20 protein-coding genes and 1 pseudogene are annotated in these 20,740 nt (G+C 69.8%); 14 read left to right on the top strand and 7 right to left on the bottom strand.

Annotated elements, in window-relative coordinates:
* Positions 1-38 precede the first annotated feature (38 nt).
* The 6 genes and pseudogenes from N8I87_RS38640 to N8I87_RS38615 all read right to left on the bottom strand — a co-directional run bounded on the left by N8I87_RS38640 (position 39) and on the right by N8I87_RS38615 (position 5,655).
* Positions 39-1,235 carry an exo-beta-N-acetylmuramidase NamZ family protein gene (locus N8I87_RS38640; protein ID WP_263215547.1) on the bottom strand — a complete coding sequence of 399 codons (1,197 nt, stop codon included), beginning with the start codon at positions 1,233-1,235 and terminating at the stop codon, positions 39-41.
* Positions 1,236-1,387: 152 nt separating this feature from the next.
* Entirely contained in the window at positions 1,388-2,059 is a 672-nt protein-coding gene (lexA, locus tag N8I87_RS38635; RefSeq protein WP_263215546.1) for a transcriptional repressor LexA, read from the bottom strand.
* Between the two features lie 105 nt (positions 2,060-2,164).
* Positions 2,165-3,652, bottom strand: a complete 1,488-nt coding sequence (locus tag N8I87_RS38630) for an alpha/beta hydrolase (protein ID WP_263215545.1) — start codon at positions 3,650-3,652, stop codon at positions 2,165-2,167.
* A 132-nt stretch (positions 3,653-3,784) separates the two neighbouring features.
* Positions 3,785-3,931 (bottom strand): annotated as a pseudogene (locus tag N8I87_RS38625) (DinB family protein); the annotation flags it as partial.
* 48 nt (positions 3,932-3,979) lie between these two features.
* Positions 3,980-4,618, bottom strand: coding sequence for an HAD family hydrolase (locus N8I87_RS38620; RefSeq protein WP_263215544.1), 639 nt, complete (start codon positions 4,616-4,618; stop codon positions 3,980-3,982).
* Between the two features lie 71 nt (positions 4,619-4,689).
* Positions 4,690-5,655 (bottom strand): ArsR/SmtB family transcription factor, encoded by a 966-nt coding sequence (locus N8I87_RS38615; RefSeq protein WP_317633530.1) that lies wholly within the window; start codon positions 5,653-5,655, stop codon positions 4,690-4,692.
* Between the two features lie 278 nt (positions 5,656-5,933).
* Here N8I87_RS38615 and N8I87_RS38610 point away from each other — a divergent pair, with 278 nt between their 5' ends.
* Positions 5,934-6,311: a peptidase inhibitor family I36 protein gene (locus N8I87_RS38610; protein WP_263215542.1), complete on the top strand. Its 378-nt coding sequence runs from the start codon at positions 5,934-5,936 to the stop codon at positions 6,309-6,311.
* A 100-nt stretch (positions 6,312-6,411) separates the two neighbouring features.
* The gene (locus N8I87_RS38605; RefSeq protein WP_263215541.1) at positions 6,412-7,317 is read left to right on the top strand and encodes a hypothetical protein; all 906 of its coding nucleotides are present in this window, start codon (positions 6,412-6,414) and stop codon (positions 7,315-7,317) included.
* 27 nt (positions 7,318-7,344) lie between these two features.
* Here N8I87_RS38605 and N8I87_RS38600 read toward each other — a convergent pair whose 3' ends face one another.
* Positions 7,345-8,214 (bottom strand): LLM class flavin-dependent oxidoreductase, encoded by an 870-nt coding sequence (locus tag N8I87_RS38600; RefSeq protein ID WP_263215540.1) that lies wholly within the window; start codon positions 8,212-8,214, stop codon positions 7,345-7,347.
* A 207-nt stretch (positions 8,215-8,421) separates the two neighbouring features.
* Between N8I87_RS38600 and N8I87_RS38595 the strand changes: the two genes are divergently transcribed.
* The 12 genes from N8I87_RS38595 (at position 8,422) to N8I87_RS38540 (ending at position 20,737) form a co-directional block, all read left to right on the top strand.
* Positions 8,422-9,420 (top strand): lytic transglycosylase domain-containing protein, encoded by a 999-nt coding sequence (locus N8I87_RS38595; RefSeq protein ID WP_263215539.1) that lies wholly within the window; start codon positions 8,422-8,424, stop codon positions 9,418-9,420.
* Between the two features lie 54 nt (positions 9,421-9,474).
* Positions 9,475-10,488, top strand: coding sequence for a sigma-70 family RNA polymerase sigma factor (locus tag N8I87_RS38590; RefSeq protein WP_263215537.1), 1,014 nt, complete (start codon positions 9,475-9,477; stop codon positions 10,486-10,488).
* 108 nt (positions 10,489-10,596) lie between these two features.
* Positions 10,597-11,526, top strand: a complete 930-nt coding sequence (locus N8I87_RS38585) for an ABC transporter ATP-binding protein (protein WP_263215535.1) — start codon at positions 10,597-10,599, stop codon at positions 11,524-11,526.
* Positions 11,523-12,293, top strand: a complete 771-nt coding sequence (locus N8I87_RS38580; protein WP_263215534.1) for an MlaE family ABC transporter permease — start codon at positions 11,523-11,525, stop codon at positions 12,291-12,293. The genes N8I87_RS38585 and N8I87_RS38580 overlap by 4 nt, the downstream gene beginning before the upstream one ends.
* Positions 12,294-12,296: 3 nt before the next feature.
* On the top strand, positions 12,297-13,112 hold the full coding sequence (locus N8I87_RS38575; RefSeq protein WP_263215532.1) for an MlaE family ABC transporter permease: 816 nt from the start codon (positions 12,297-12,299) through the stop codon (positions 13,110-13,112).
* A 5-nt stretch (positions 13,113-13,117) separates the two neighbouring features.
* Positions 13,118-14,353 (top strand): MCE family protein, encoded by a 1,236-nt coding sequence (locus N8I87_RS38570; protein WP_263215531.1) that lies wholly within the window; start codon positions 13,118-13,120, stop codon positions 14,351-14,353.
* Positions 14,350-15,387, top strand: coding sequence for an MCE family protein (locus N8I87_RS38565; RefSeq protein ID WP_263215529.1), 1,038 nt, complete (start codon positions 14,350-14,352; stop codon positions 15,385-15,387). The genes N8I87_RS38570 and N8I87_RS38565 overlap by 4 nt, the downstream gene beginning before the upstream one ends.
* A 179-nt stretch (positions 15,388-15,566) precedes the next feature.
* The gene (locus N8I87_RS38560; RefSeq protein ID WP_263216881.1) at positions 15,567-16,547 is read left to right on the top strand and encodes an MCE family protein; all 981 of its coding nucleotides are present in this window, start codon (positions 15,567-15,569) and stop codon (positions 16,545-16,547) included.
* Complete coding sequence (locus N8I87_RS38555) at positions 16,544-17,668, top strand: MCE family protein (RefSeq protein WP_263215528.1); 1,125 nt, start codon at positions 16,544-16,546, stop codon at positions 17,666-17,668. Before N8I87_RS38560 ends, N8I87_RS38555 begins: the two co-directional genes overlap by 4 nt.
* Complete coding sequence (locus tag N8I87_RS38550) at positions 17,665-18,975, top strand: MCE family protein (protein ID WP_263215527.1); 1,311 nt, start codon at positions 17,665-17,667, stop codon at positions 18,973-18,975. Before N8I87_RS38555 ends, N8I87_RS38550 begins: the two co-directional genes overlap by 4 nt.
* Positions 18,972-20,249: an MCE family protein gene (locus N8I87_RS38545; RefSeq protein WP_263215526.1), complete on the top strand. Its 1,278-nt coding sequence runs from the start codon at positions 18,972-18,974 to the stop codon at positions 20,247-20,249. Before N8I87_RS38550 ends, N8I87_RS38545 begins: the two co-directional genes overlap by 4 nt.
* Complete coding sequence (locus N8I87_RS38540) at positions 20,246-20,737, top strand: Rv1363c family protein (protein ID WP_263215525.1); 492 nt, start codon at positions 20,246-20,248, stop codon at positions 20,735-20,737. Before N8I87_RS38545 ends, N8I87_RS38540 begins: the two co-directional genes overlap by 4 nt.
* The last annotated feature ends 3 nt before the right edge of the window (positions 20,738-20,740 follow it).

Here is a 20,740-nt window from a genome sequence, read left to right as displayed (position 1 = left end):
GTTGTCCTTCCATAGGTCCCCGGTGGCGAGTTGGGGGCTCAGGGATAGAGCAGCGCATCGTCGCCGGCCCACCGACCGGGCGGCGCCGGCGGATCGCACAGCGGAAGCGGGTCGTCGCCCGCGTCGACGGCACGCCGCAACCGGTCCGAGCCCCACAGCAGGTCGATGAAGTGACGATGGCCAGTCGCCTCCGCACCCTCGTCCGTGGTGCGCCAGGCGAAGTCGTCCGGGTACAGCCGCCGCAGCGTGGCGAGCATCGCGACGGCGGTGCGTACGGGGGCGAACACCTCGCGGTCGGTGATGTGCAGTTGGACCCCGCGCAGCGCCCGTCCGGCGTGTTTGTGGAAGGTCGGTACATACCGCAGATCACGGAAGTGCACTCCGGGCAGGGCGAGTTCAGCGAGGGAGGGGGCGAACCGGGCGTCGATGTACGGGGCTCCCACGATCTCGAAGGGCTGGGTGGTGCCACGGCCCTCCGAGACATTCGTCCCCTCGAACAGGCAGGTGCCGGGGTAGACGGTGGCGGTGGCGGGAGTCGGGATGTTCGGCGAGGGCGCAACCCATGGCAGGCCGGTGGCCTCCGCACCCGTGGCACGCCGCCATCCGGCGACCTCGATCACCGTCAAGTCGGCGGCGTTGCCCGCTATTTGGGGCACAGCCGAGGCGTTGAGATGCCGGGCGAGTTCGCCACAGGTGAGGCCGTGCCGGACGGGTATTGGAACGCGCCCGACGAAGCTGGCCCACGCCGGGTCGAGCAGCGGGCCCTCGCTGACGAGTCCGCCCAGGGGGTTCGGCCGGTCGGCCACCACGAACCGTACGCCTGTACGGGCCGCAGAGACCATCAGGTCGAACATGGTCCACACGTAGGTGTAGAACCTGGCCCCGATGTCCTGCAGGTCGTACACCAGGGCGTCGACGCCGCCGTCGACCAGCAGTTCATCGAGGCGTTCGCCGCTGCACCGGTAGGTGTCGTGGACCGGGAGGGCGGTCGCGGGATCCACCTGGGCGGCCTCGCTCTCGCCGGCCTGTTCGGTCCCGTACAGCCCGTGCTCGGGACCGAACAGGGCGACCAGCCGCGCGCCGGCCTCGAGCAGCGCGGGCGCGGCCGGGCGCAGGTCGGGGAGGACGCCGCTGTGGTTGGTCACCAGCCCGAGTCGGCCGGGCCCGGCAAGGCCGGGGCACGCGGCCAGTCGTGCGATCCCGGTCGTCACCGCGACGCGGTCGTCCGTGCTCATGCTTTGGCCCCGTCTGCCGGTAACATCTCGAAGCAGTTGTCCGAAATTTACTGGCATGTCCTGCAATTTGGCAATGATCTACCAGTAACCCACACGGAGGGCCGAATACGACGAGTCGGACACTTTCTTTGCGCGTGCCGGACGCGGCCTGGTCACAGGCGCCGCAGGACGCCCACCACCTTGCCCAGGATCTGCGCCTGTTCACCGGGGATCGGCTCGTACGCGGGGTTGCGGGGCATGAGCCACACGCGCCCCTCCTGCCGACGCAGCACCTTGACCGTGGCCTCGTCCTCCAGGAGCGCGGCGACGATGTCACCGTGGTCTGCGCTGTCCTGCCGCCGGACGGTCACGATGTCCCCGTCGCAGATCGCCGCGTCGATCATGCTGTCGCCGGAGACCGTCAGGGCGAACAAGTCGCCCTCCCCCACGATCTGGCGGGGCAGCGAGTAGACGTCCTCGATCATCTCCTCGGCGAGCAGGGGCGCGCCGGCGGCGATCCGGCCCACGAGCGGCACGTCGACCGGTGCGGGGCTCCGGGCGCCCAGGTCGGGCGCCCACGAGGGTCGTACCTGGTAGGCGCGGGGACGGTGCGGGTCGCGGTAGAGGACGCCTTTGCGTTCGAGGACGGTCAGCTGGTAGGCCACCGAGGAGGTACTGGCGAGATTCACGGCCTGGCCGATCTCCCGCATCGAGGGAGGGTAGCCCTGCCGGTCGACCGTCTCCGTGATGTAGCGGACGATGGCCGACTGGCGGCTCGTCAGCTCCCCCTCAGCGGTCCTGGTCCCCGGGGGACGGCCTCGGCGAGCGGGCGCGGTGTTCTCCATCCGGGCACCTCCGTACAAGATCGTTCGGGTTGACCATAACCCGACATCCACCAAAAATGGAACACCTTGTCGAATACCTGGAGCCTCACACCGTCGCGGAGTCGCTCACGGTGCCGGGGTCGCCGGGCACGTGGCGTTGTCGGGCGGGAGCTGCCCGGTGAGCAGATAGCGGCTGCCGTGGCGGTCCATGCAGGTGTTTCCGTCGAACAGGTACTGCCCGTGGTTGCCGCCGCCCGCGACGACGAGGCGGGAACCGCTCAGTACCTGGTGCATGCGCCGCGCTCCCTCGACCGGGGTCGCCGGATCGTCCTTCGCCTGGAGCAGCAGGACCGGCGGCACCTGGGCCGAGCCGATCTTCACGGGCCGGGCGGTCGGGGCCTTCCAGAAGGCGCAGGGCGCGCTGTACCAGGTGTTCGGCCAGGCGAACAGTGGAGCCATACGGGCGGAGGCAGCCGTGTCCCGGTGCCAGGTCGCCCAGTCGCGGGGCCAGGCGTCGTCCACGCAGTTGTAGGCGAGCTGGGCCGGATCCACACCGCCGAGGGCGAGTTGGTCGGTGGCGCTGAGCAGACCGCTCGCATTCCCGCCCCGGTAGTCGGAGACGGCCTGCGCCACATCGCCCCAGGTCAGATCCGTGTACATGGCGGACGCCAGCAGATCGTCGAGCTCGGCGCCGCCCGCCCGGCGCCCGGCCGGCTTGGTGTCCAGCTTCTTCCGGGTGGCCTCCCACGCGGCCGCCACCTTGGCCTGCGTGGCACCCAGGTGGTAGGTCCTGTCCTTCTTCGCCACCCAGGCGAAGAACTGGCCGGCCCGGTGCTGGAGCGCCGGATTCTGCTCGTACTGCGAGGCATAGGTGGTGACGGTCGGGTCGACGACGCTGTCCAGAATCATGCGGCCGGTGTGCGAGGGGAACAGTGTCGCGTACGTGGCGCCGAGCTTCGTCCCGTACGAATAGCCGAGGTAGTCCATCTTGTCGCGGTGCAGCGCGGCACGGATCCGGTCCATGTCGCGGGCGGCGTTCTCGGTGGTGATGTACGGCAGCAGGGCCTTGGACTTCGCGTCGCACTGCTCGGCGATCTTGCGGGCCACGGTGCGCCGCGCCTGCTCCTGCCCGTCGTTCGCGGGCGTGTACGGCACCGCCGGGTGCTTGATCAGCTTGGTCGTGTCCCCGCACGAGACCGGGGTGCTGGCACCGACGCCGCGCGGGTCGAAGCTGACGACGTTGTACTTCGCGCCGACGTCCCGGGGCAGCGAGCTCCACACCAGCTTGGCCGTACCGATGCCCGACTCACCCGGCCCGCCCGGGTTGACCACGAGCGTGCGCGGGGCGCTCGCATCACCCACCATCGACAGCGTGAGCTTGATCTGCCGTCCGCCCGGACTGGCGTAGTCGAGAGGGACCTTGAGGGTGGTGCAGTACGTGCCGCGGGGCGCATCCGAGCCCGCGGGACAGGTGGACCAGTGGAGGGCGGCGGGTCCCGTCGCCCTGGTGGCCGGCGTCGCGTCGGCCGCCTGCGGCCCGGCGAGGGCGATGAGCCCCAAGGCGGTGCCGACCGCCGCACCACGTCGTGTCAGAGGAGAGCGCGCACTGGACAAGTGCTCCTGCTTTCAGGTCAGTTCTGCTGCTGCCGGCAAGCAAGATGAGGCGCAGGGCCAAAGGGTTGTGCGGCGGCGAGGGTTGTTCCTGACTCCGATCGGCGCGACCGGGGCTGCTGGGGAATCAGTCGTTCCGTCTGCGGCCTGTCGGGCGACCTCGGCGTACTCGCTCGCCGGGATGTCCCGGGCGCCCGAGTCGAGCGCCCGTTCTCCCGGCCCGGACGCCCTGGGCGTCACCGCCTCGTCCCGGCGCCGTGTCGACCGGGAACCCGGCGCCGGCTACGGGGATTCACGAGGGGCGTCCGTGTGCGGTTCGGCCGCCGAGACCTACTGGTCGTCGCTGATCGGGAAGGCCACCACCTCGTCCACCGGTCCCCGCAGGTCCACCGTGAAACCCGCGTGCTCGAGCGCCTGGGCGCCCTGCCTGGTCGCCATCGCGAGCACGAGCCGCTCGGAGACGAACTGCACGACAACGGCCTCGGTCTCGTCCACGGCCGTGGTCAACTCGGGCGGGCCCAGGCCGTCGGGCAACTCGATCCTCGTCCGGAGCACCGGTCTGTCTTCCGTCGCGGCGATGGCGAACACCGGGTGAGCCGCCGTACGCATCCCGGCCTCGCGCGCGAGAGCGCGCTCCTCCGCGTCCTCGCCCACGAAGACACAGTCGTCGCCTGCCGCTCCCCCGGCGCTCGTGACCGCCTGGTCGAAGATCCCGCGGCTGTCCTTCGCACCCCAGTGCACAAGTGCGTCGTCGGTGAACCGGTCGGGGAACGCCCCCCGCAGCGCGGCCGCTGCACGTGCGGCAGCGCCATCGCCCGGACCGGGGTCGGAGATGATGCCCTTGCGGACCTCCCGGAGGGCGTCGAGCACAGCCAAGACACGCGGTCGGGGCTCAAGTGTCAGGGAGCCGTCGGGATCCACATGGGCATCCGCCAAGGTCGCCCCGATGTCGAAGAAAATCACTGGCATGTGCAGTGCCTCCCCGTGGTGAACGCCTTCGAGTCGCATCCACCCGGGTGATAGTCACGGGGGCGCTCCGCTCAACGTCCAGTTCGCGCGCCCGGTGGTCGGGAGCCGACCAGCAGGGAGGCGCCGGTCGGAGTCAGCGTGTGGAGGACGTGCGCGGCGTGGCGGCTGCTGGCGAGCAGGCCCGCCTCACGCAGGACTCCGGCGTGCTTGCTCGCGGAGGGCGCGGAGATCCCGACCGCACGGGCGATCTCCCCGGTGGTGGCGCCCGCACCCGACGCGACGACACAGAGCACGGTCGCCCGGGTACGGCCCAGCAGCGCGGCCAGTGGAGTGGCGGGCCGGAGGCTGATGGCGGTCGGTTCGTGCAGCAGGGGGTAGACCAGCACGGGCGGCAGCTGGGGATCGGCGAGGCTGATCGGGCTGCTCCAGCAGAAGTAGGACGGCACGAGGCGCAGCCCCCGGCCGTCCAGGTACAGATCCCGGTCGTCGACGGGATAGCGGACCTCCAGGATCGGGGGCCGCCAGATCAGCCCGGGTCCGAGCCCGGCCAGCATGCGGTCCACACCGCCGTCGAGCAGATCGCGGCAGCACTGCGACCGCGCGGCTTCGATACGTGAGTGCATCGCCTCGGTGAACGGGGCGACGGCCGCCTCGTAGTAGGCGCGGATCGCCGCAACGACCTCCGCGCGCTCCTGTCGGTCCGTCAGTCGTCGTACCCAGGCCGGAGCGCCCACACGGCGGTCGAGCACCGCCAGCTCGTCACGCACGCGGCGGGGCGGGGTGGACATGATCGCGTCGAGACCGGCGTCAAGACCGGCGTTGAGCCCATCGTCCAGGGCTGGGGACGGCGTCAGGAAGTCCGGAAAGTAGACGGCTCGTGGGTACAGCGGCAAGAGCAGGTCACGCAGAGTGCGGTCGAGGTGGCTCTCCCGGATGCGGGCGCCGGCCGTGCGGTACCACTCGGCGTAGGCCCAGCGGCCGGCGCGGGTCTGGAAGCGGTGCAGACTCGCGGCCACCTCCCACAGAGGATCGGGCACCCGGGCCACTCTGGTTCTCGCCAGGTCGAGCTCTGAGAAATGAATGCGGAGCATCCCGGTCCCCTGTCCGGCCTCGGCATTTTCCCCCTGGCGACACACCATGGACCACTGAGGCGGAATTGGCAACAGTGGACGCGACCAACCGCACGCCTCAAGGGGGAATAGTGAGACGAATATTAGCCATGATCGCGGGAGTTGTGATTCTGCTCGGTGCCATGGCCGGAACATCGGCGGCCAGTTCGGCAAATGATTCCGCAAACCGAGGCAAGGCATCCGCGGTGGCATCCTTCACCTCGGTAAAGGCGGCCGCGGCACCTGCCGGCTGTACCTCCGGCAATTTCTGCTTCTGGGTGAACGCGGGATACTCCGACGGGCCGGGAAAGCTCTCCGGAAAGAACTCCGACTGGTCCGTCTTCGGTCACTCCAGCTGTCCGAGCCGCACCTGGAACGACTGCGCCTCGTCGGACTTCAACAACGGAGTCAGCTGTGACGCCGTCGTGTGGACCGGCAAGTCCTACGGCGGAACCGGCGGCTGGATCCCGAAGGGCACCGGCGGGAACTTCAACTCGACGTTCAACGACGCTGTCTCGTCGAACAGCTGGGGCGTCTACGCGACCGGCGGCACCAACTCGACCTGCACCGGCCCCGTGCCGTAGAAGGTGGGACATCTCGATTCCCTGGCTTCCAGGTGCCCGCGGGCAGCAGTCCGCGGGCACCGCACGTCCCACCACCGCCGACCGAGAGGCCCAGGACACCATGCGACGCGCATCGCTCGCCTGTGCGGTGGCGGGAGTCCTCGCGCTCACCGCCGCGTGCGGAACGACCGACGAGGCGCACGAGAAACGCGGGAGAACCCTCACCGCCGCCGAACTCGACCTGCTCACCCGATCCGGGACCTTCGTCAGGACCAGTACCGGGCTGGCGAACAAGGAATCCGAACTCATCGCGGCCTGCATGGTAAAGAAGGGATTCCGCTACCGCGCCGACAAGACAGCCCGGCCGACCGGATCCGACGAGCAGCAGACGCTGAACATGCGAGACCGCCGCAGCCGGGGATACGGCCTGGGAGATCAGTACGCGTCCGGCTCGGACGGTCGCGGTTCATCACCGAACGACGCCTATGTGGCCTCGCTCTCGGAGAAAGAGTCGGCCGCCTATATGAAAGCCATGCGCGGGGGCGGTTCAGATTTCCGCGAGATGCGCTTCGGGCGCGACCAGAAGGTCACGTTCTCGGCACGGGGCTGCGAGGCCGAGAGCCGCAGACACCTCTACGGAAGTCTCGACGACTGGGTTTCCGTCGCTTACTACCCGCAGAACCTCAACGGCAGCCTCACCACTTCGGTGGAGGAATCCCCGAAGTACCGCAAGGCCATGACCGACTGGAAGACCTGCATGCGGGCCGAGGGATACCGGTACGGCTCGCCTGACGACGCCTACGAACGGCTCAGGGCCGCCTACCACAAGCAGGGAGCCACCCAAGCCCTGCGCAGGCGTGAGGTCTCCGTCGCCGTGGCGGACGGCAAGTGCGCCGCGAAACTCCACATCCCGAGCCTCGTACTCACTCTGCGCCGGAGCTACGCCCAGTCGCTGCCCGACGACGACAAGGTCCGGCTGCAGTACCTCACCTCCGTCTGGCAGGCGGCAGCCGACCGGGCACGTTGAGGTCCGGGCGGGGCACCTTCAGCCGGGTCACCACAACACCGGCGGCCCCTGCTCGATGCGGCGCAGCACCGGTGTGAGCCGGTCGAGCGCTTCGCCGGTCTGGATCTGCCGCTCGTCCCACCAGGTGGCTCCCGCCTCGGCCAGCGGACCGATCAGATCACGGGTCTTGGCGGCGTCGCCGCCCGGTGTGGCACCGCCGAGGACGATCTCGAAGGGAGCGCCGGACCGGTCCTCGCGCTCCTTGCGCACGAATGCGACCAGGTCGCGCACCTGACCGACAGGCGGCACATGGCCGTGCCTGGCGTCGGTGAACAGCGGGACCGCCCCGTCCCAGCGGGCGGCCCGGCGCATCGGCGGACGGTTGGGCCAGAAGCCGGCCACCCAGACCGGCGGCCGAGGGCGTTGCACCGTGGCGGGCAGCAGGGTCACGTCCCGTACCTGGTAGTGCCGTCCGTCGTGGTTCACCGGTTCGCCCGACCAGAACCGCCGCAGCAGGTCCAGGCCCTCGTCCAGCCGCTCGGCCAGCGCCTTGGGGTCCGTGGTGTCGCCGAAACTCGCGTACTCGTCCTCAATGGGTCCGCCCAGCCCCGCGGCGAAGACGACCCGACCGCCGCTCATGGCATCCAGGGTCGCCACCTGGCGGGCGAGCTGCTGCGGGCGCCGCCGGGCGACCGGGGTGACCAACGTGCCCAGCCTGATCCGGGAGGTCGCCAACGCAGCGGCAGTCAGCAGCATCCACGGGTCGCCGAAGGGCCTGCCCTCGTGCTTGCGGTGCAGCACATGATCCCAGACGAACAGCCCGTTCCACCCTGCCTGTTCGGCCGCCACGGCCACCTTCGCGACGGTCCTGGGATCGGCGAAGTCACCGAAGTTCGGAATGTTGACCGAGAAGCGCATCCCCGCATCCTGCTGCACGGTACAGGGACCGGCAACCAAATAGCGGACGCGCCTGCGCACTCCACTTCCGAATTGGCCCACCCTTCGCGCGACGGACCCGCCGCCCTGCCCCGTAGAGCAGAGGACAGAGGACCGCACGGAGGGGATCACGACTTGGCAGGGCACAGAATCAGAGGCGCCAGAAGTGTGGCAATCACGGCAGCAGCCATGGCAGCACTGACCGCGTCACAGCCCCCGGGGGCGGTTCCGGCACGGGCCTCCGCACCCGCACGGCCGGCAGCGGACGAGCACGGGCCGAGCGTGACGGGCGACACCCCGTACCGCACCGATCTCCCGCCGCTACGGACCGGGAAGCACCAGCACGGGGCATCGGCGGCGAGGGCAACGCTGCCCGTGAGCGTGTTCGCCGCCTACCGTCACGCCGAGGCGGAGCTCGCGCGCACGGCGCCCGGCTGCCGGCTGCGGTGGCAGCTGCTGGCCGCGATCGGGCAGGTGGAGTCCGGGCAGGCACGGGGCGGTCAGGTGACGGCGGACGGTACGACCGTGACGCCGATCCTCGGGCCGCGGCTGGACGGCGGCCACTTCGCCCTGGTGCGGGACACCGACGGCGGCGCCTACGACGGGGACCCGGCCTACGACCGTGCGGTCGGACCGATGCAGTTCATCCCCTCGACCTGGGCCCGCTGGGGCACGGACGGCAACGGCGACGGCCGGGCCGACCCGGGCAACATCTTCGACGCGGCGCTCGCCGCCGGGCGCTATCTGTGCGCGGGCGGGCGGGACCTCTCCGACCCGGCCGGACTGGACCGGGCGGTCCTCGGCTACAACCACTCGCAGGCCTATCTGAGCACCGTCAGGGCCTGGTACGCGTACTTCCTGGAAGGACACCGGGTGGTGCCGGACAGCTCGGCAGGGTCATCGGCGCACCCCGAGCGGTCGCACCGGGAGCCCACGCCGAAGCCGACGCCGTCCGCCCGTCAGAGACCCGCCCCCACCCGAACCCCGTCCGCGCCCGCATCACCTACTCCCGCCGACTCACGCCCGGCACCTCGGGCCGGTGAATCGGACGAGCCCCAACTCCCCTTGCCCCGCACGGACATCGAACCGCCCGGCGACGGCCTGTTGCCCAGCGACGGCCCGCTGACCAGCAACGGAGTGGTCTCGTTGACCGCCACCCCCTCCCCAACCGCGGATACCGGACGGTAATGTCGCCACCCGCCGGACGGCACGAGACCGGCGAGTGAGCGCAAAGGGGCCCTCATGGCGACGGACATGTCGGACATGCCGGCGGAGATACAGGCGGCCCACGACCGTTGGCAGCGCATGTGGAGCCACCGCGAGCAGCTGCTCAAGGTGGCCCGGCGCAGATCGATGAGCCTGGAGGACGCCGAGGACGCGGTGCACGAGGCGATGCTGCGCGCCGCGGAGCGGCCCGACCTGGACGACGAGCGTCTCGGCGCCTGGCTGACGACCGTGACCATGCGTCTGTGTGTCGACCGGTATCGCCAGGTCAATCGCGAGGACCAGGTGCGCAGCAGTCCCACGCTCGTCGCGCCGTGCCCGGTGCCCATCGAAGAGGCGGTGTGCGATCGGGCCGAGGCCAGGTGGCTGGCCGTGCGCAGCGGGGAGCTGCCCGCGCGCCAGGCCGAGGCGCTCCGGCTGAAGTCGGAGGACCTCGACGTCGGCCAGGTCGCCGTGCGGATGGGGCTGAGCTACCGGACCGTCGAGTCGCTGCTCGCCCGGGCCCGGCGCACGCTGCGCAACTCGCTGGCCGCGACGCTCGGGTTCGCGCTGTTCCTGTTCGGGCGGGGACGGCTGCGGGCGGGCGGCAAGGCACAGGCCGTGGCGGCCGCGTCGACGGCGGCGACCCTGGCGGTCGCGGGGTTCGTGCTGCCGCACGTGCTCGGAGGGGGCGGGCCGGACACGGCGCCCCTGCCCACGGCATCCTCCGTCTCCGGGATCCCTGCCGAGCCCGTCCGGCCCGACGGCACCGCCCGGACACCCGCCTCGAACGCCCGCGAGCTGTCGGCCCCCGCGACGGCTTCCGGAGCGACGGAGTCCCCCGCTGATCACCGCAGTGCACTGCTGCCACTGACGGTGCCGCCCTTGCCGAAGGCCTCCCTGTCACCCTTGCCGGCCGTCCCGCGCGTGTCGGACCTCCCGAGTGTTCCCGCCCTTCCCGATCTGCCGGGGACGTCCACGATCCCGACGGCTCTTCCGTCCGTGATCCCAACGACTCCCACCGGAATATCGGCGTCGACCACACTGCCGTAGTCCCGCCGCGAACACTCCCGAAAAAAATCCCCCTCCCCCGCGACGGACGCCCCGCCTCTCCCCGTAGAGCAGATGTCGGAGCGGCTCCACGGCGGAAGGGTGGAACGGATGGGTGTCGAGATCTGCGTGGAAGGGCTGACCAAGTCCTTCGGTCACCAGGTCATCTGGCAGGACGTCTCGCTGACGCTGCCCGCCGGGGAGGTCTCGGTCATGCTCGGCCCCTCGGGCACGGGCAAGTCGGTGTTCCTCAAGACGCTCGTCGGGCTGCTGAAGCCGGACCGTGGTTGCGTGAAGGTCGCCGGTCGTGACATCACCAGGCTGCGCGAACACGATCTCTACGAGGTGCGGAAGCTGTTCGGCGTGCTGTTCCAGGACGGCGCGCTGTTCGGCTCGATGAGCCTGTACGACAACATCGCCTTCCCGCTGCGCGAGCACACCCGTAAGTCCGAGAGCGAGATCCGGCGCATCGTGCTGGAGAAGATGGACATGGTCGGGCTGATCGGCTCGGAGGGGAAGCTGCCCGGTGAGATCTCCGGCGGGATGCGCAAGCGCGCGGGCCTGGCGCGGGCGCTCGTGCTGGACCCCGAGATCATCCTCTTCGACGAACCCGACTCCGGCCTCGACCCGGTGCGCGTCGCCTATCTCAACCAGCTGATCGTCGACCTCAACGCACAGATCGACGCGACCTTCCTGATCGTCACCCATGACATCGCCTCGGCCCGCCAGGTCCCGGACAACATCGGGCTGCTGTTCCGCCGCGAGCTGGTCGTGTTCGGCCCGCGCGAGCAGTTGCTGACCAGCGACGAACCCGTCGTACGGCAGTTCCTGAACGGCCGGATGCAGGGTCCGATCGGCATGGCGGAGGAGAAGGACGCCGCGCAGGTGCAGCAGGAGCTGGCCCAACTCGTCGACCAGGCACCCGTCCGCGAACCGACACCCCGGCTGCTGCCGGGCCCCGGCATCATCCGTCCGCCCCGCTGGGAGGCGATCGCGCGACGGGAGGCCGAACTGCGCCGGAAGGAGGTGGCGGACCGATGAGAGTGTCACCGACCGGGGCGCTCAGACAGTCCGGGAACCTCTTCGCGATGGCCCTGGACGTCGTCCGGACCCTGCCCCGACGGCCGTTCCAGGCAAGGGAGTTCATCCAGCAGGCCTGGTTCGTCGCGAGCGTCACCATTCTGCCGACGGCCCTCGTGTCCATCCCGTTCGGAGCGGTCATCGCGCTGCAGATCGGCAGCCTGACCCGGCAGCTGGGCGCCCAGTCCTTCTCCGGGGCCGCCTCGGTGCTGGCGGTGCTGCGGGAAGCCTCGCCGATCGTGACCGCGCTGCTGATCGCGGGGGCGGGCGGTACGGCGATCTGCGCGGATCTCGGGGCGCGGAAGATCCGCGAGGAGATCGACGCGATGCAGGTGCTCGGCATCGATCCCATCCACCGGCTGGTCGTTCCGCGCGTGCTGGCTTCGATGGTGGTGGCGGTGCTGCTCAACGGACTGGTGTCGGTGGTCGGTGTCGCGGGCGGCTATTTCTTCAACGTCGTTCTGCAGAACGGCACTCCGGGCGCCTATCTCGCCTCCTTCACCACGCTCGCCCAGCTCTCCGACCTGTGGGCGGCCGAGATCAAGGCGCTGGTGTTCGGTGCGATCGCCGCGATCGTCGCCTCGTACAAGGGACTGACCGCGAAGGGCGGCCCGAAGGGTGTGGGCGACGCGGTGAACCAGTCGGTGGTGATCACCTTCATGTTGCTGTTCGTGACGAACTTCGTGATCACCGCGGTGTACTTCCAAGTCGTCCCGCAGAGGGGTTAGCCGATGCGACTTCTCGAACGACCACTGCGCTCTCTGGAAGAGCTCGGCACCCAACTCTCCTTCTACGGCCGCTCGCTGGCCTGGACCGGCCGCACGCTGCGCCGCTACAAGAAGGAGATCCTGCGGCTGCTCGCCGAGGTGAGCTTCGGCCGTGGTGCCCTCGCCGTCGTGGGCGGCACGGTCGGCGTCATCGCCTTCCTGTCGTTCTTCACCGGCACGGAGGTGGGCCTGCAGGGGTATGCCGCGCTCAATCAGCTCGGCACCTCCAACTTCGTGGCGTTCCTCTCGGCGTACTTCAACACCCGTGAGATCGCCCCGCTGGTGGCCGGGCTCGCGCTCTCCGCGACCGTCGGCGCCGGGTTCACCGCTCAGCTCGGCGCGATGCGGATCAGCGAGGAGACCGACGCGCTCGAAGTCATGGGCGTCCCCTCGCTGCCGTTCCTGGTGACCACCCGGATGATCGCCGGCTTCGTCGCCGTCGTCCCGCTGTACGTCATCGGCCTGCTGTCCTCGTATCTCGCCGCCCGCACCATCACCACCGGCTACTACGGGCAGTCGGCGGGCACCTACGACCACTACTTCCAGCAGTATCTGCCGCCGGTCGACGTGCTGTGGTCCTTCGGGAAGGTGCTCGTCTTCGCCGTGCTGATCATCCTGGTGCACTGCTTCTACGGCTACCACGCGAGCGGCGGCCCGGCGGGCGTGGGTGTCGCCGTGGGCCGCGCCGTGCGGACGTCGATCGTCGCGATCAACGTTCTCGACTTCTTCCTCTCGTTGGCGATCTGGGGCGCCAACACGACCGTTCGGATTGCGGGGTGAGCCGGATGAGGGTGCTGAGACTACGGCTGTACGGCGTCGTGTTCATCGCCGTGCTCGCCCTGCTGCTGTCCCTGTCCGTCGCCGTCTACCAGCAGGCGTTCACCCCGGCCGTACGGATCAGGCTGGAGGCCGACAGCCTCGGCAACCAGCTCGATCCGCGCGCCGACGTCAAGCTGCGCGGGCTGCTGGTCGGCGAGGTCCGCGCGGTGCACGCCGACGGGACGAAGGCGACGCTCGACATCGCGCTCAAGCCGGAGTACGTCGCGCACATCCCGTCCGACGTGCACGCACGCCTGCTGCCCAAGACGCTGTTCGGCGAGAAGTACGTCGACCTGGTCGCGCCCGTGCACACCTCGGCCCGCCCCATCCACGCCGGGGACGTCATCACCCAGGACCGCACCCGCGTCGGCATCGAGCTCCAGCAGCTGATGAACGACCTGCTGCCGCTGCTGCGGACCGTGCAGCCCGGCAAGCTCAACGCCACGCTTTCGGCATTCGCCACCGCCCTGGAGGGACGCGGCGACCGGATCGGCGACAACCTCACGCGCGTCGAGGACTATCTGCACCGGCTCAATCCCCATCTGCCCTCCCTCACCGAGGACTTCGCGCGCCTGGCCGATGTCGCCGAGGTGTACGGCGACGCGGCTCCCGACCTGATGGAGATCCTGCGCAACACCGTCACGACCAGCCGCACCCTGGTCGAGCAGCACGGCCGGCTGGCCTCCGCGCTCACCACGACGGCGACCGCCGCCGGCACCACGGAGGACTTCCTGGACGCGAACGGCGACCGGCTGATCACCCTCGGCCGGGTCTCCCGCCCCACGCTCGGACTCTTCGCCCGCTACTCGCCCGAGTATCCCTGCCTCCTGGCCGGCCTGGTCCGCGAGGAGCAGGCCTCCGAGCAGGCGTTCCGGGGCGGCAAGATGCACATCACCCTCGAAGTCGTACGACAGCAGGGGGCGTACGAGCCCGGTGAGGAGCCGCGCTACGACGACCGCTCGGGACCGAACTGCCGTGACCTGCCCCATCCCCCGGTGCCCGCACCCGGGGTGCACCTCAACGATGGTTCGAGCAAGGGGAGTTCGACCGGTCCGCTCGGTGTGTCCGCCACGCGGGCCGAGCAGCGTGCCGTCGGCTCGCTCGTGGCGCCCGTCATGGGCGTGCCCGCCGACGAGGTGCCGCCGGTCACGACGCTGCTGTTCGGGCCGATGGCCCGCGGGACGGCGGTGAGCGTCGCATGAGGACATCGAGTGCCCGGCAGACCGCCGCCCCGCTCATCAAGTTCAGCCTCTTCGCGCTGGTGACGATCCTGGCGACGGCACTGCTCGCCGCCACCATCGTCAACATCTCCCTCACGCCCCAGCACACCTATCGCGCGGTGTTCGCCGACGTGACCGGCCTGGAGAAGGGTGACGACATCCGGGTGGCCGGGGTGCGGGTCGGCGAGGTCGAGGGGATCCGGATCAAGGACCGGACACTGGCCGAGGTCACCTTCACCGTCACCGCGGACCGTCCGCTGCTGAACAGCACCGGCGCGGTCATCCGCTACCGGAACCTGGTCGGACAGCGTTACGTCGCCCTGACCGAGGGGGTGGGAGACGGCACCCGACTGAAGTCCGGAGCCACCATCCCTCTCTCGCGCACGCAGCCCGCGCTGGACCTCAACGCGTTGCTGAACGGCTTCAAGCCCCTGTTCGCGGCGCTCAGCCCGCAGGACGTCAACCAACTCGCCACCGAGATCATCCGAACGCTGCAGGGCGAGGGCGGCACCGTCAACAGCCTGCTGGTGCACACCGCCTCGCTCACCACGACGCTGGCCGGCCGCGACAAGCTGATCGGCTCGGTGATCGACAACCTCAACACCGTGCTGGGGACGCTGGACAAGCGGGGCGCCCGCTTCTCCGGGCTGCTCAAGCAGCTGCGCCGACTGATCTCGGGGCTGTCCGCCGACCGCAAGCCCATCGGTCGGTCGCTGGTGAGCATCGGCGACCTGACGGACGCCACCTCGGGACTGCTCAAGGACGCACGTCCGCCGCTGAAGGACGACATCGCCGAGCTGACCGATCTCACCGGAACGCTGAACAGGAACGACAAGACCGTGGAGGGCGTGCTGAAGCGGCTGCCGAACAAGCTGGGCGAGCTGACGGGGACGGCGTCCTACGGCTCGTGGTTCAACTTCTACCTGTGCGACTTCGACGGCCGGATCGTGCTGCCGAAGACGAAGCAGATGCTCACTCCCGAGCTGCATGTGGCGAGGGCGAGGTGCGGCGCATGATGAAGCACTTGCGCAAGCGCCGCCCGGAGCCGCTGGTCAAGGTCCGTATCGACCCGCCCAGGCTCCCGAAAGTGCGCCTGCTGCCGCGCCGCGCGCCTCGCCCCCGCCGCCCGGAACCACTGATCAAGGTCCGCATCGAGCCGCCGCGGCTTCCCCGTGTACGGATACGCCGCCCGCGCCTGGTCCCGTTCCGTGAGCGCAATCCCGTGGTGATCGGGGCCGTCGGCCTCACCACACTCGCGCTGTTGACCGCGGCCGCGTTCAACGTCGACAGCCTGCCGCTGATCGGCGACGGCGACACATACAGCGCCGCCTTCTCGGAGGCGGGTGGCCTCAAGCCCGGCGACGAGGTGCGCATCGCCGGCGTCAAGGTCGGCAAGGTCGAGGACGTCGATCTGGAGGGAGACCACGTCAAGATCACCTTCAAGATCAAGGGCGATCCCGGGTTCGGCACCGAGACCGGCGCCTCCATCCGGGTCAAGACGATCCTCGGCGCCAAATACCTCGCGCTGCAACCCAAGGGACCCGGTCAGCTCAAGCCCGGCAGCGAGATACCTCTGAAGAGGACGGTCCCGGCGTACGACGTCGTACAGGCGTTCAGCGATCTCACCACCACCACGGAACAGGTCGACACCGACCGGCTGGCGAAAGCCCTCGACACCATCTCCACCACCTTCCAGGACTCCCCCACCGAGGTACGGGCGTCCATCAAGGGCCTGTCCAAGATCTCCCGGACGGTGGCCTCACGGGACAAGGCACTCGGCGAACTCCTCGACCACGCGAACGGTGTCACGGGCGTACTGGCCGAACACACCGAGGACTTCACCGCACTCGTCAAGGACGGCGACCAGCTGTTCAAGGAGATCAGCAAGCGGCGCAAGGCGATCCACAAACTGCTGAAGAGCTCCGCCGCGCTCGGCATCGAACTGTCCGGCCTGGTCGAGGACAACGACAACGAGATCGGGCCGGCGCTCAAGGGCCTCAACCGCGTGGTCGAGATGCTCGAACGCAATCAGTCGAGCCTCGACCGGAGCGTCGAGCTGCTTGCCCCGTACGTCCGGCTCTTCACCAACACCTTGGGCAACGGCCGCTGGTTCGACTCCTACGTCCAGAACCTGGTCGCCGCTCCGGTGGTGCCGCGCACGGGAGGCTCGCAGTGAACAACCTGAAGCGGCGCGTGGCCCTGGTCACCGCACTCGCCCTCGTCGTCACGCTCACCTACGTGCTGTGGCCACGCTCAAAGCCCGTGCACGTCACCGCGTACTTCCCGCGCACCGTCGGCATCTATCCGGGCTCGGACGTCCGCGTCCTCGGCGTCCGGATCGGCGAGGTCGAGAAGATCACGCCGGAGGGCGGCCGGGTGCGGGTGGAGCTGGAGTACGACGCAGGCCGCAAGGTCCCGGCCGGCGCCAAGGCCGCGATCATCAACTCCTCGGTGGTCAGCGACCGTTACGTGCAGCTGCTGCCGGTCTACCGCCATGGCCCGACGATGCGGAACGGCGACGTCATCCCCCAGACGCGGACGGCCGTACCGGTCGAGCTGGACCGGATCTTCGACAGTCTGCACACGACGGCCGAAGCGCTCGGCCCCAAGGGCGCCAACAAGGACGGCTCACTGTCACGCCTTCTCGGGGTGAGCGCGGACAACCTCGACGGCCAGGGCGACAACCTCCATCAGACGGTCGAGGACCTCTCGCAGGCCGTCACCACCCTGTCCGACGGCCGCACGGACCTCTTCGGCACGGTGCGGAACCTTCAGGTCTTCACGGCGGCCCTGGCCGCGGACGACCAGAGCGTGCGATCGTTCAACACCAGCCTCGCCAAGGTCGCCGGGCAACTCGCGGGCGAACGCAAGGATCTCGCCGCCGCGCTGCTGAATCTGGGGACTGCGCTCGGTGACGTGTCGGACTTCGTGAAGAAGAACAAGAAGTCACTGACCTCGAACGTGGCGGGCCTGAGCAAGGTGACCAAGGTGCTCGTCACCCAACGGGCCGCACTGGACGAGCTGTTGAAGGTCGCCCCGACGGGTCTGTCGAACCTGAACAACGCCTACAACCCGTCCGCGGGCACCCTCGACACCCGCAACAACCCCGACCGACCTCAGGATCCGGCCTCACTGCTGTGCTCCGTGCTGAGGACGACCGGCGACGAAGGCGGCAAGAACCCCGACTGCAAGGAGCTGAAGGAACTCTTCGACTCCCTGCCGAAGGTGCCTCGGGGATCCGCGGGGACGGGCACGGTCGACCGGACGCTCGGCGGAATCCTGGGGGTGAGCGCATGAACGCACTGCGCAAGGGCGGGGCGCTCGCCTGGGCGGCCGTCGGCTCGCTGCTGCTGTCCGGCTGCGAGTTCAACGGCTGGTACGACGTCCAGCTGCCCGGCGGAGCCGCCGCAGACGGCCACGCCTACCACGTCACCGTCGAGTTCCGTGACGTCCTCGACCTGGTGCCGCAGTCGGCGGTGAAGGTCGACAACGTCACCGTGGGCGCCGTGGAGAAGGTCGAGCTGGACGGCTGGCACGCGCGCGTACGACTGAGGGTCGCCGACTCGGTGAGGCTGCCCGCCAACGCGGTCGCCGAACTACGGCAGACCAGCATGCTCGGCGAGAAGTACGTCGCACTCTCCGCCCCGTCCGGCACGGCCCCCGTGGGCCGGCTCGGCGACGGCGACCGCATCCCGCTCTCCCGCAGCGGCCGCAACCCGGAGATCGAGGAGGTGCTGTCCGCACTGTCCGCGCTTCTCAACGGCGGCGGAGTGGCCCAGCTCAAGACCATCACCGTGGAGCTGAACAAGGCCCTGGACGGCCGCGAGAACCGGGTGAGGTCGCTGCTCAAGGAGCTGAACACGTTCATCGGCGGTCTGGACGACCAGCGCAAGGACGTCGTCCGCGCCCTCAAGGCCGTCGACCGCCTCGCCCAACGGCTCGGGAAGGAGAAGAAGTCGATCGCCCAGGCAGTGGACACGATGCCGCCCGCCCTGAAGGTCCTCGCCGACCAGCGGCGTGATCTGACGAGGATGCTCACGGCTCTGTCGAAGCTGGGCACGACGGGCACCAAGGTGGTCGAGGCGTCGCACGACGACACGGTCGCGAACCTCGAAAAGCTGCGTCCGATCCTGCAGCAGCTGAACAAGGCGGGCGACGACCTCCCCAACTCCCTGGAGCTGCTGACGACTTACCCCTTCCCGCGCAACGCGGTGGACGCCATCAAGGGCGACTACGTCAACCTGGACATCACCGCCGATCTCGATCTGTCCGACCTCTACGGGAACCTGACGGGCGGGCCCGGCAAGACCGGCGGGGGAAGCGGTGGTTCCCAGAAGCCCGGGACTCCCGACCTGCCGACGCTCCCAGGCGTGCCGGGCGTCCCGACGCCCACCGCACTGCCGAGCACGCCCGGCCTGCCGTCCGCTTCGGTGCCGTCGGCCCCACCGGCCCCGTCTGGCGGGGGCGGGCCGCTGTGCCCACCGGTGTGCACCAGCGCCTACGCCACCCGCGGAACGCTGCCCGACGGGTCCGAGGGTCCCGAGAGTCCCGAGGGGATCGATCTCGCGCTCGTGGAGCTGATGCTGAAGGGAGTTCAGCCGTGATCACACGGATGGTCAAGGCCCAACTGCTCGCCTTCGCCACCGTCACCGCCGTCGGGGTGTCCTACGTCGGCGCCGAGTACACCGGCCTGCTCGACGACCTCCTGGACCGCGGCTACACGGTGCAGGCGGACTTCGCCGACTCCGGGGGAGTCTTCCCGGGCGCCGAGGTCACCTACCGGGGGGTACCGGTGGGCCGGGTCGGCACGCTGCGGCTGACGGGCTCCGGCGGTGTCTCGGTCTCCCTCGACATCGAGGACGGCGCACCGCGCATCCCGGCGGACACCCTCGCCGTGGTGGCGAACCGTTCGGCGGTGGGCGAGCAGTACGTCGATCTACAGCCCCGCACGTCCAACGGCCCGTACCTGCTCGACGGAAGCGCCATCCCGCGCGGCAGCACCCGCGTACCGCTGCCCACCACGGACCTGGTCCTCAGTCTGGACCGGCTCGTGAACTCGGTCGGCAAGGACGATCTGCAAGTCACCGTCGACGAGTTGGGCCGCGCCTTCGCCGGCACCGGACCGAACCTGAGCCGGCTGGTGGACTCGGGCAACGCGCTCGTCACGTCGGCGTCCGACTCGCTGTCCCAGACGATCGCGCTCATCGAGGACTCGCGGAAGGTCCTCAAGACACAGGCCGACCAGGGCTCCTCCATCAAGTCGTTCGCGCGCGACCTGGCGGCGCTCACCGCACAGTTGAAGTCGAGCGACGGGGACCTTCGCAAGCTGATCGGCAACGCGACGCCGGCCGCGCAACAGGTGAACTCGCTGTTGAAGTCAACCGGGCCACGGCTGTCGGTCCTGCTGGCCAACCTGATCAGCGGCGGCCAGGTCACGGTGGCGCACCTGCCGGGTGTGGAGCAGGCGCTCGTCACCTTCCCGGCGCTGGTCTCGGGCAGTTACACCGTCGTTCCGGGCGACGGCACCACCCACTTCGGCCTGGTGGTCAACGCCGACGACCCGCCGCCGTGCACCCAGGGCTACGGGACGACGCGCCGTGACCCGGCGGACACCCGCACGCGCGAGGCGAACGCCGACGCGCACTGCACCGCCCCGCGCGGGAGCAAGTCGTCGGTCCGGGGCGCCCAGAACGCCCCCGGCCCCACGGCAGCTCCCGGCGGCGCGAACCGGACGGCGTACGTCACGCCGTACGACCCGGAGACCGGCACCGCCACCGGCCCGGACGGAAGGCCCGTCGAGATCGGCTCTTCGGGCGGCCAACAGGCGGTCTTCGGAAAGGAGTCGTGGCAATGGTTGCTCGTCGGACCGATGGCATGAGCAGGGCCCTGTCGGGCAGGGCCGGGACGGTGGGGCTCGTCGTGGCGACCGTCCTCACGACCGCGCTGACGATCTGGCTGAGCCTCGCGCTCTACGACCAGCACGAGACGGAGCAGCGCCGTCAGGACATCCTGGCCGCGGCTCGCCAGTCGGCGCTGAACTTCACCTCGCTCGACTACCGGCACTACGACCGGGACAGCGCGAACGTCCTCGAAGGCGCCACCGGCGACTTCAAGAAGCAGTTCGCCGCGCAGACCGAGGAGCTGACCAAGCTCGTCGCCGAGAATGAATCCGTGTCCGAGGGCCAGGTCCTGGAAGCGGGCATGGTCCGGTCCGACGAGCACTCGGCGCGTGTCCTGGTGGTCGCCGACAGCAAGGTGACCAACACGGCCGCGCCCAAGGGCGAGGCGCGCACGTACCGGCTGCAGCTCGACCTGGTGTACCGGAATGGCCGCTGGCTGACGTCCGACGTCGAGTTCGTCGGCTGACCC

This window comes from Streptomyces sp. HUAS 15-9, assembly GCF_025642155.1.
Lineage (GTDB): Bacteria > Actinomycetota > Actinomycetes > Streptomycetales > Streptomycetaceae > Streptomyces.
Note: the sequence above shows the minus strand (reverse complement) of the source record. Positions and strands in the feature narration are given on the sequence as shown.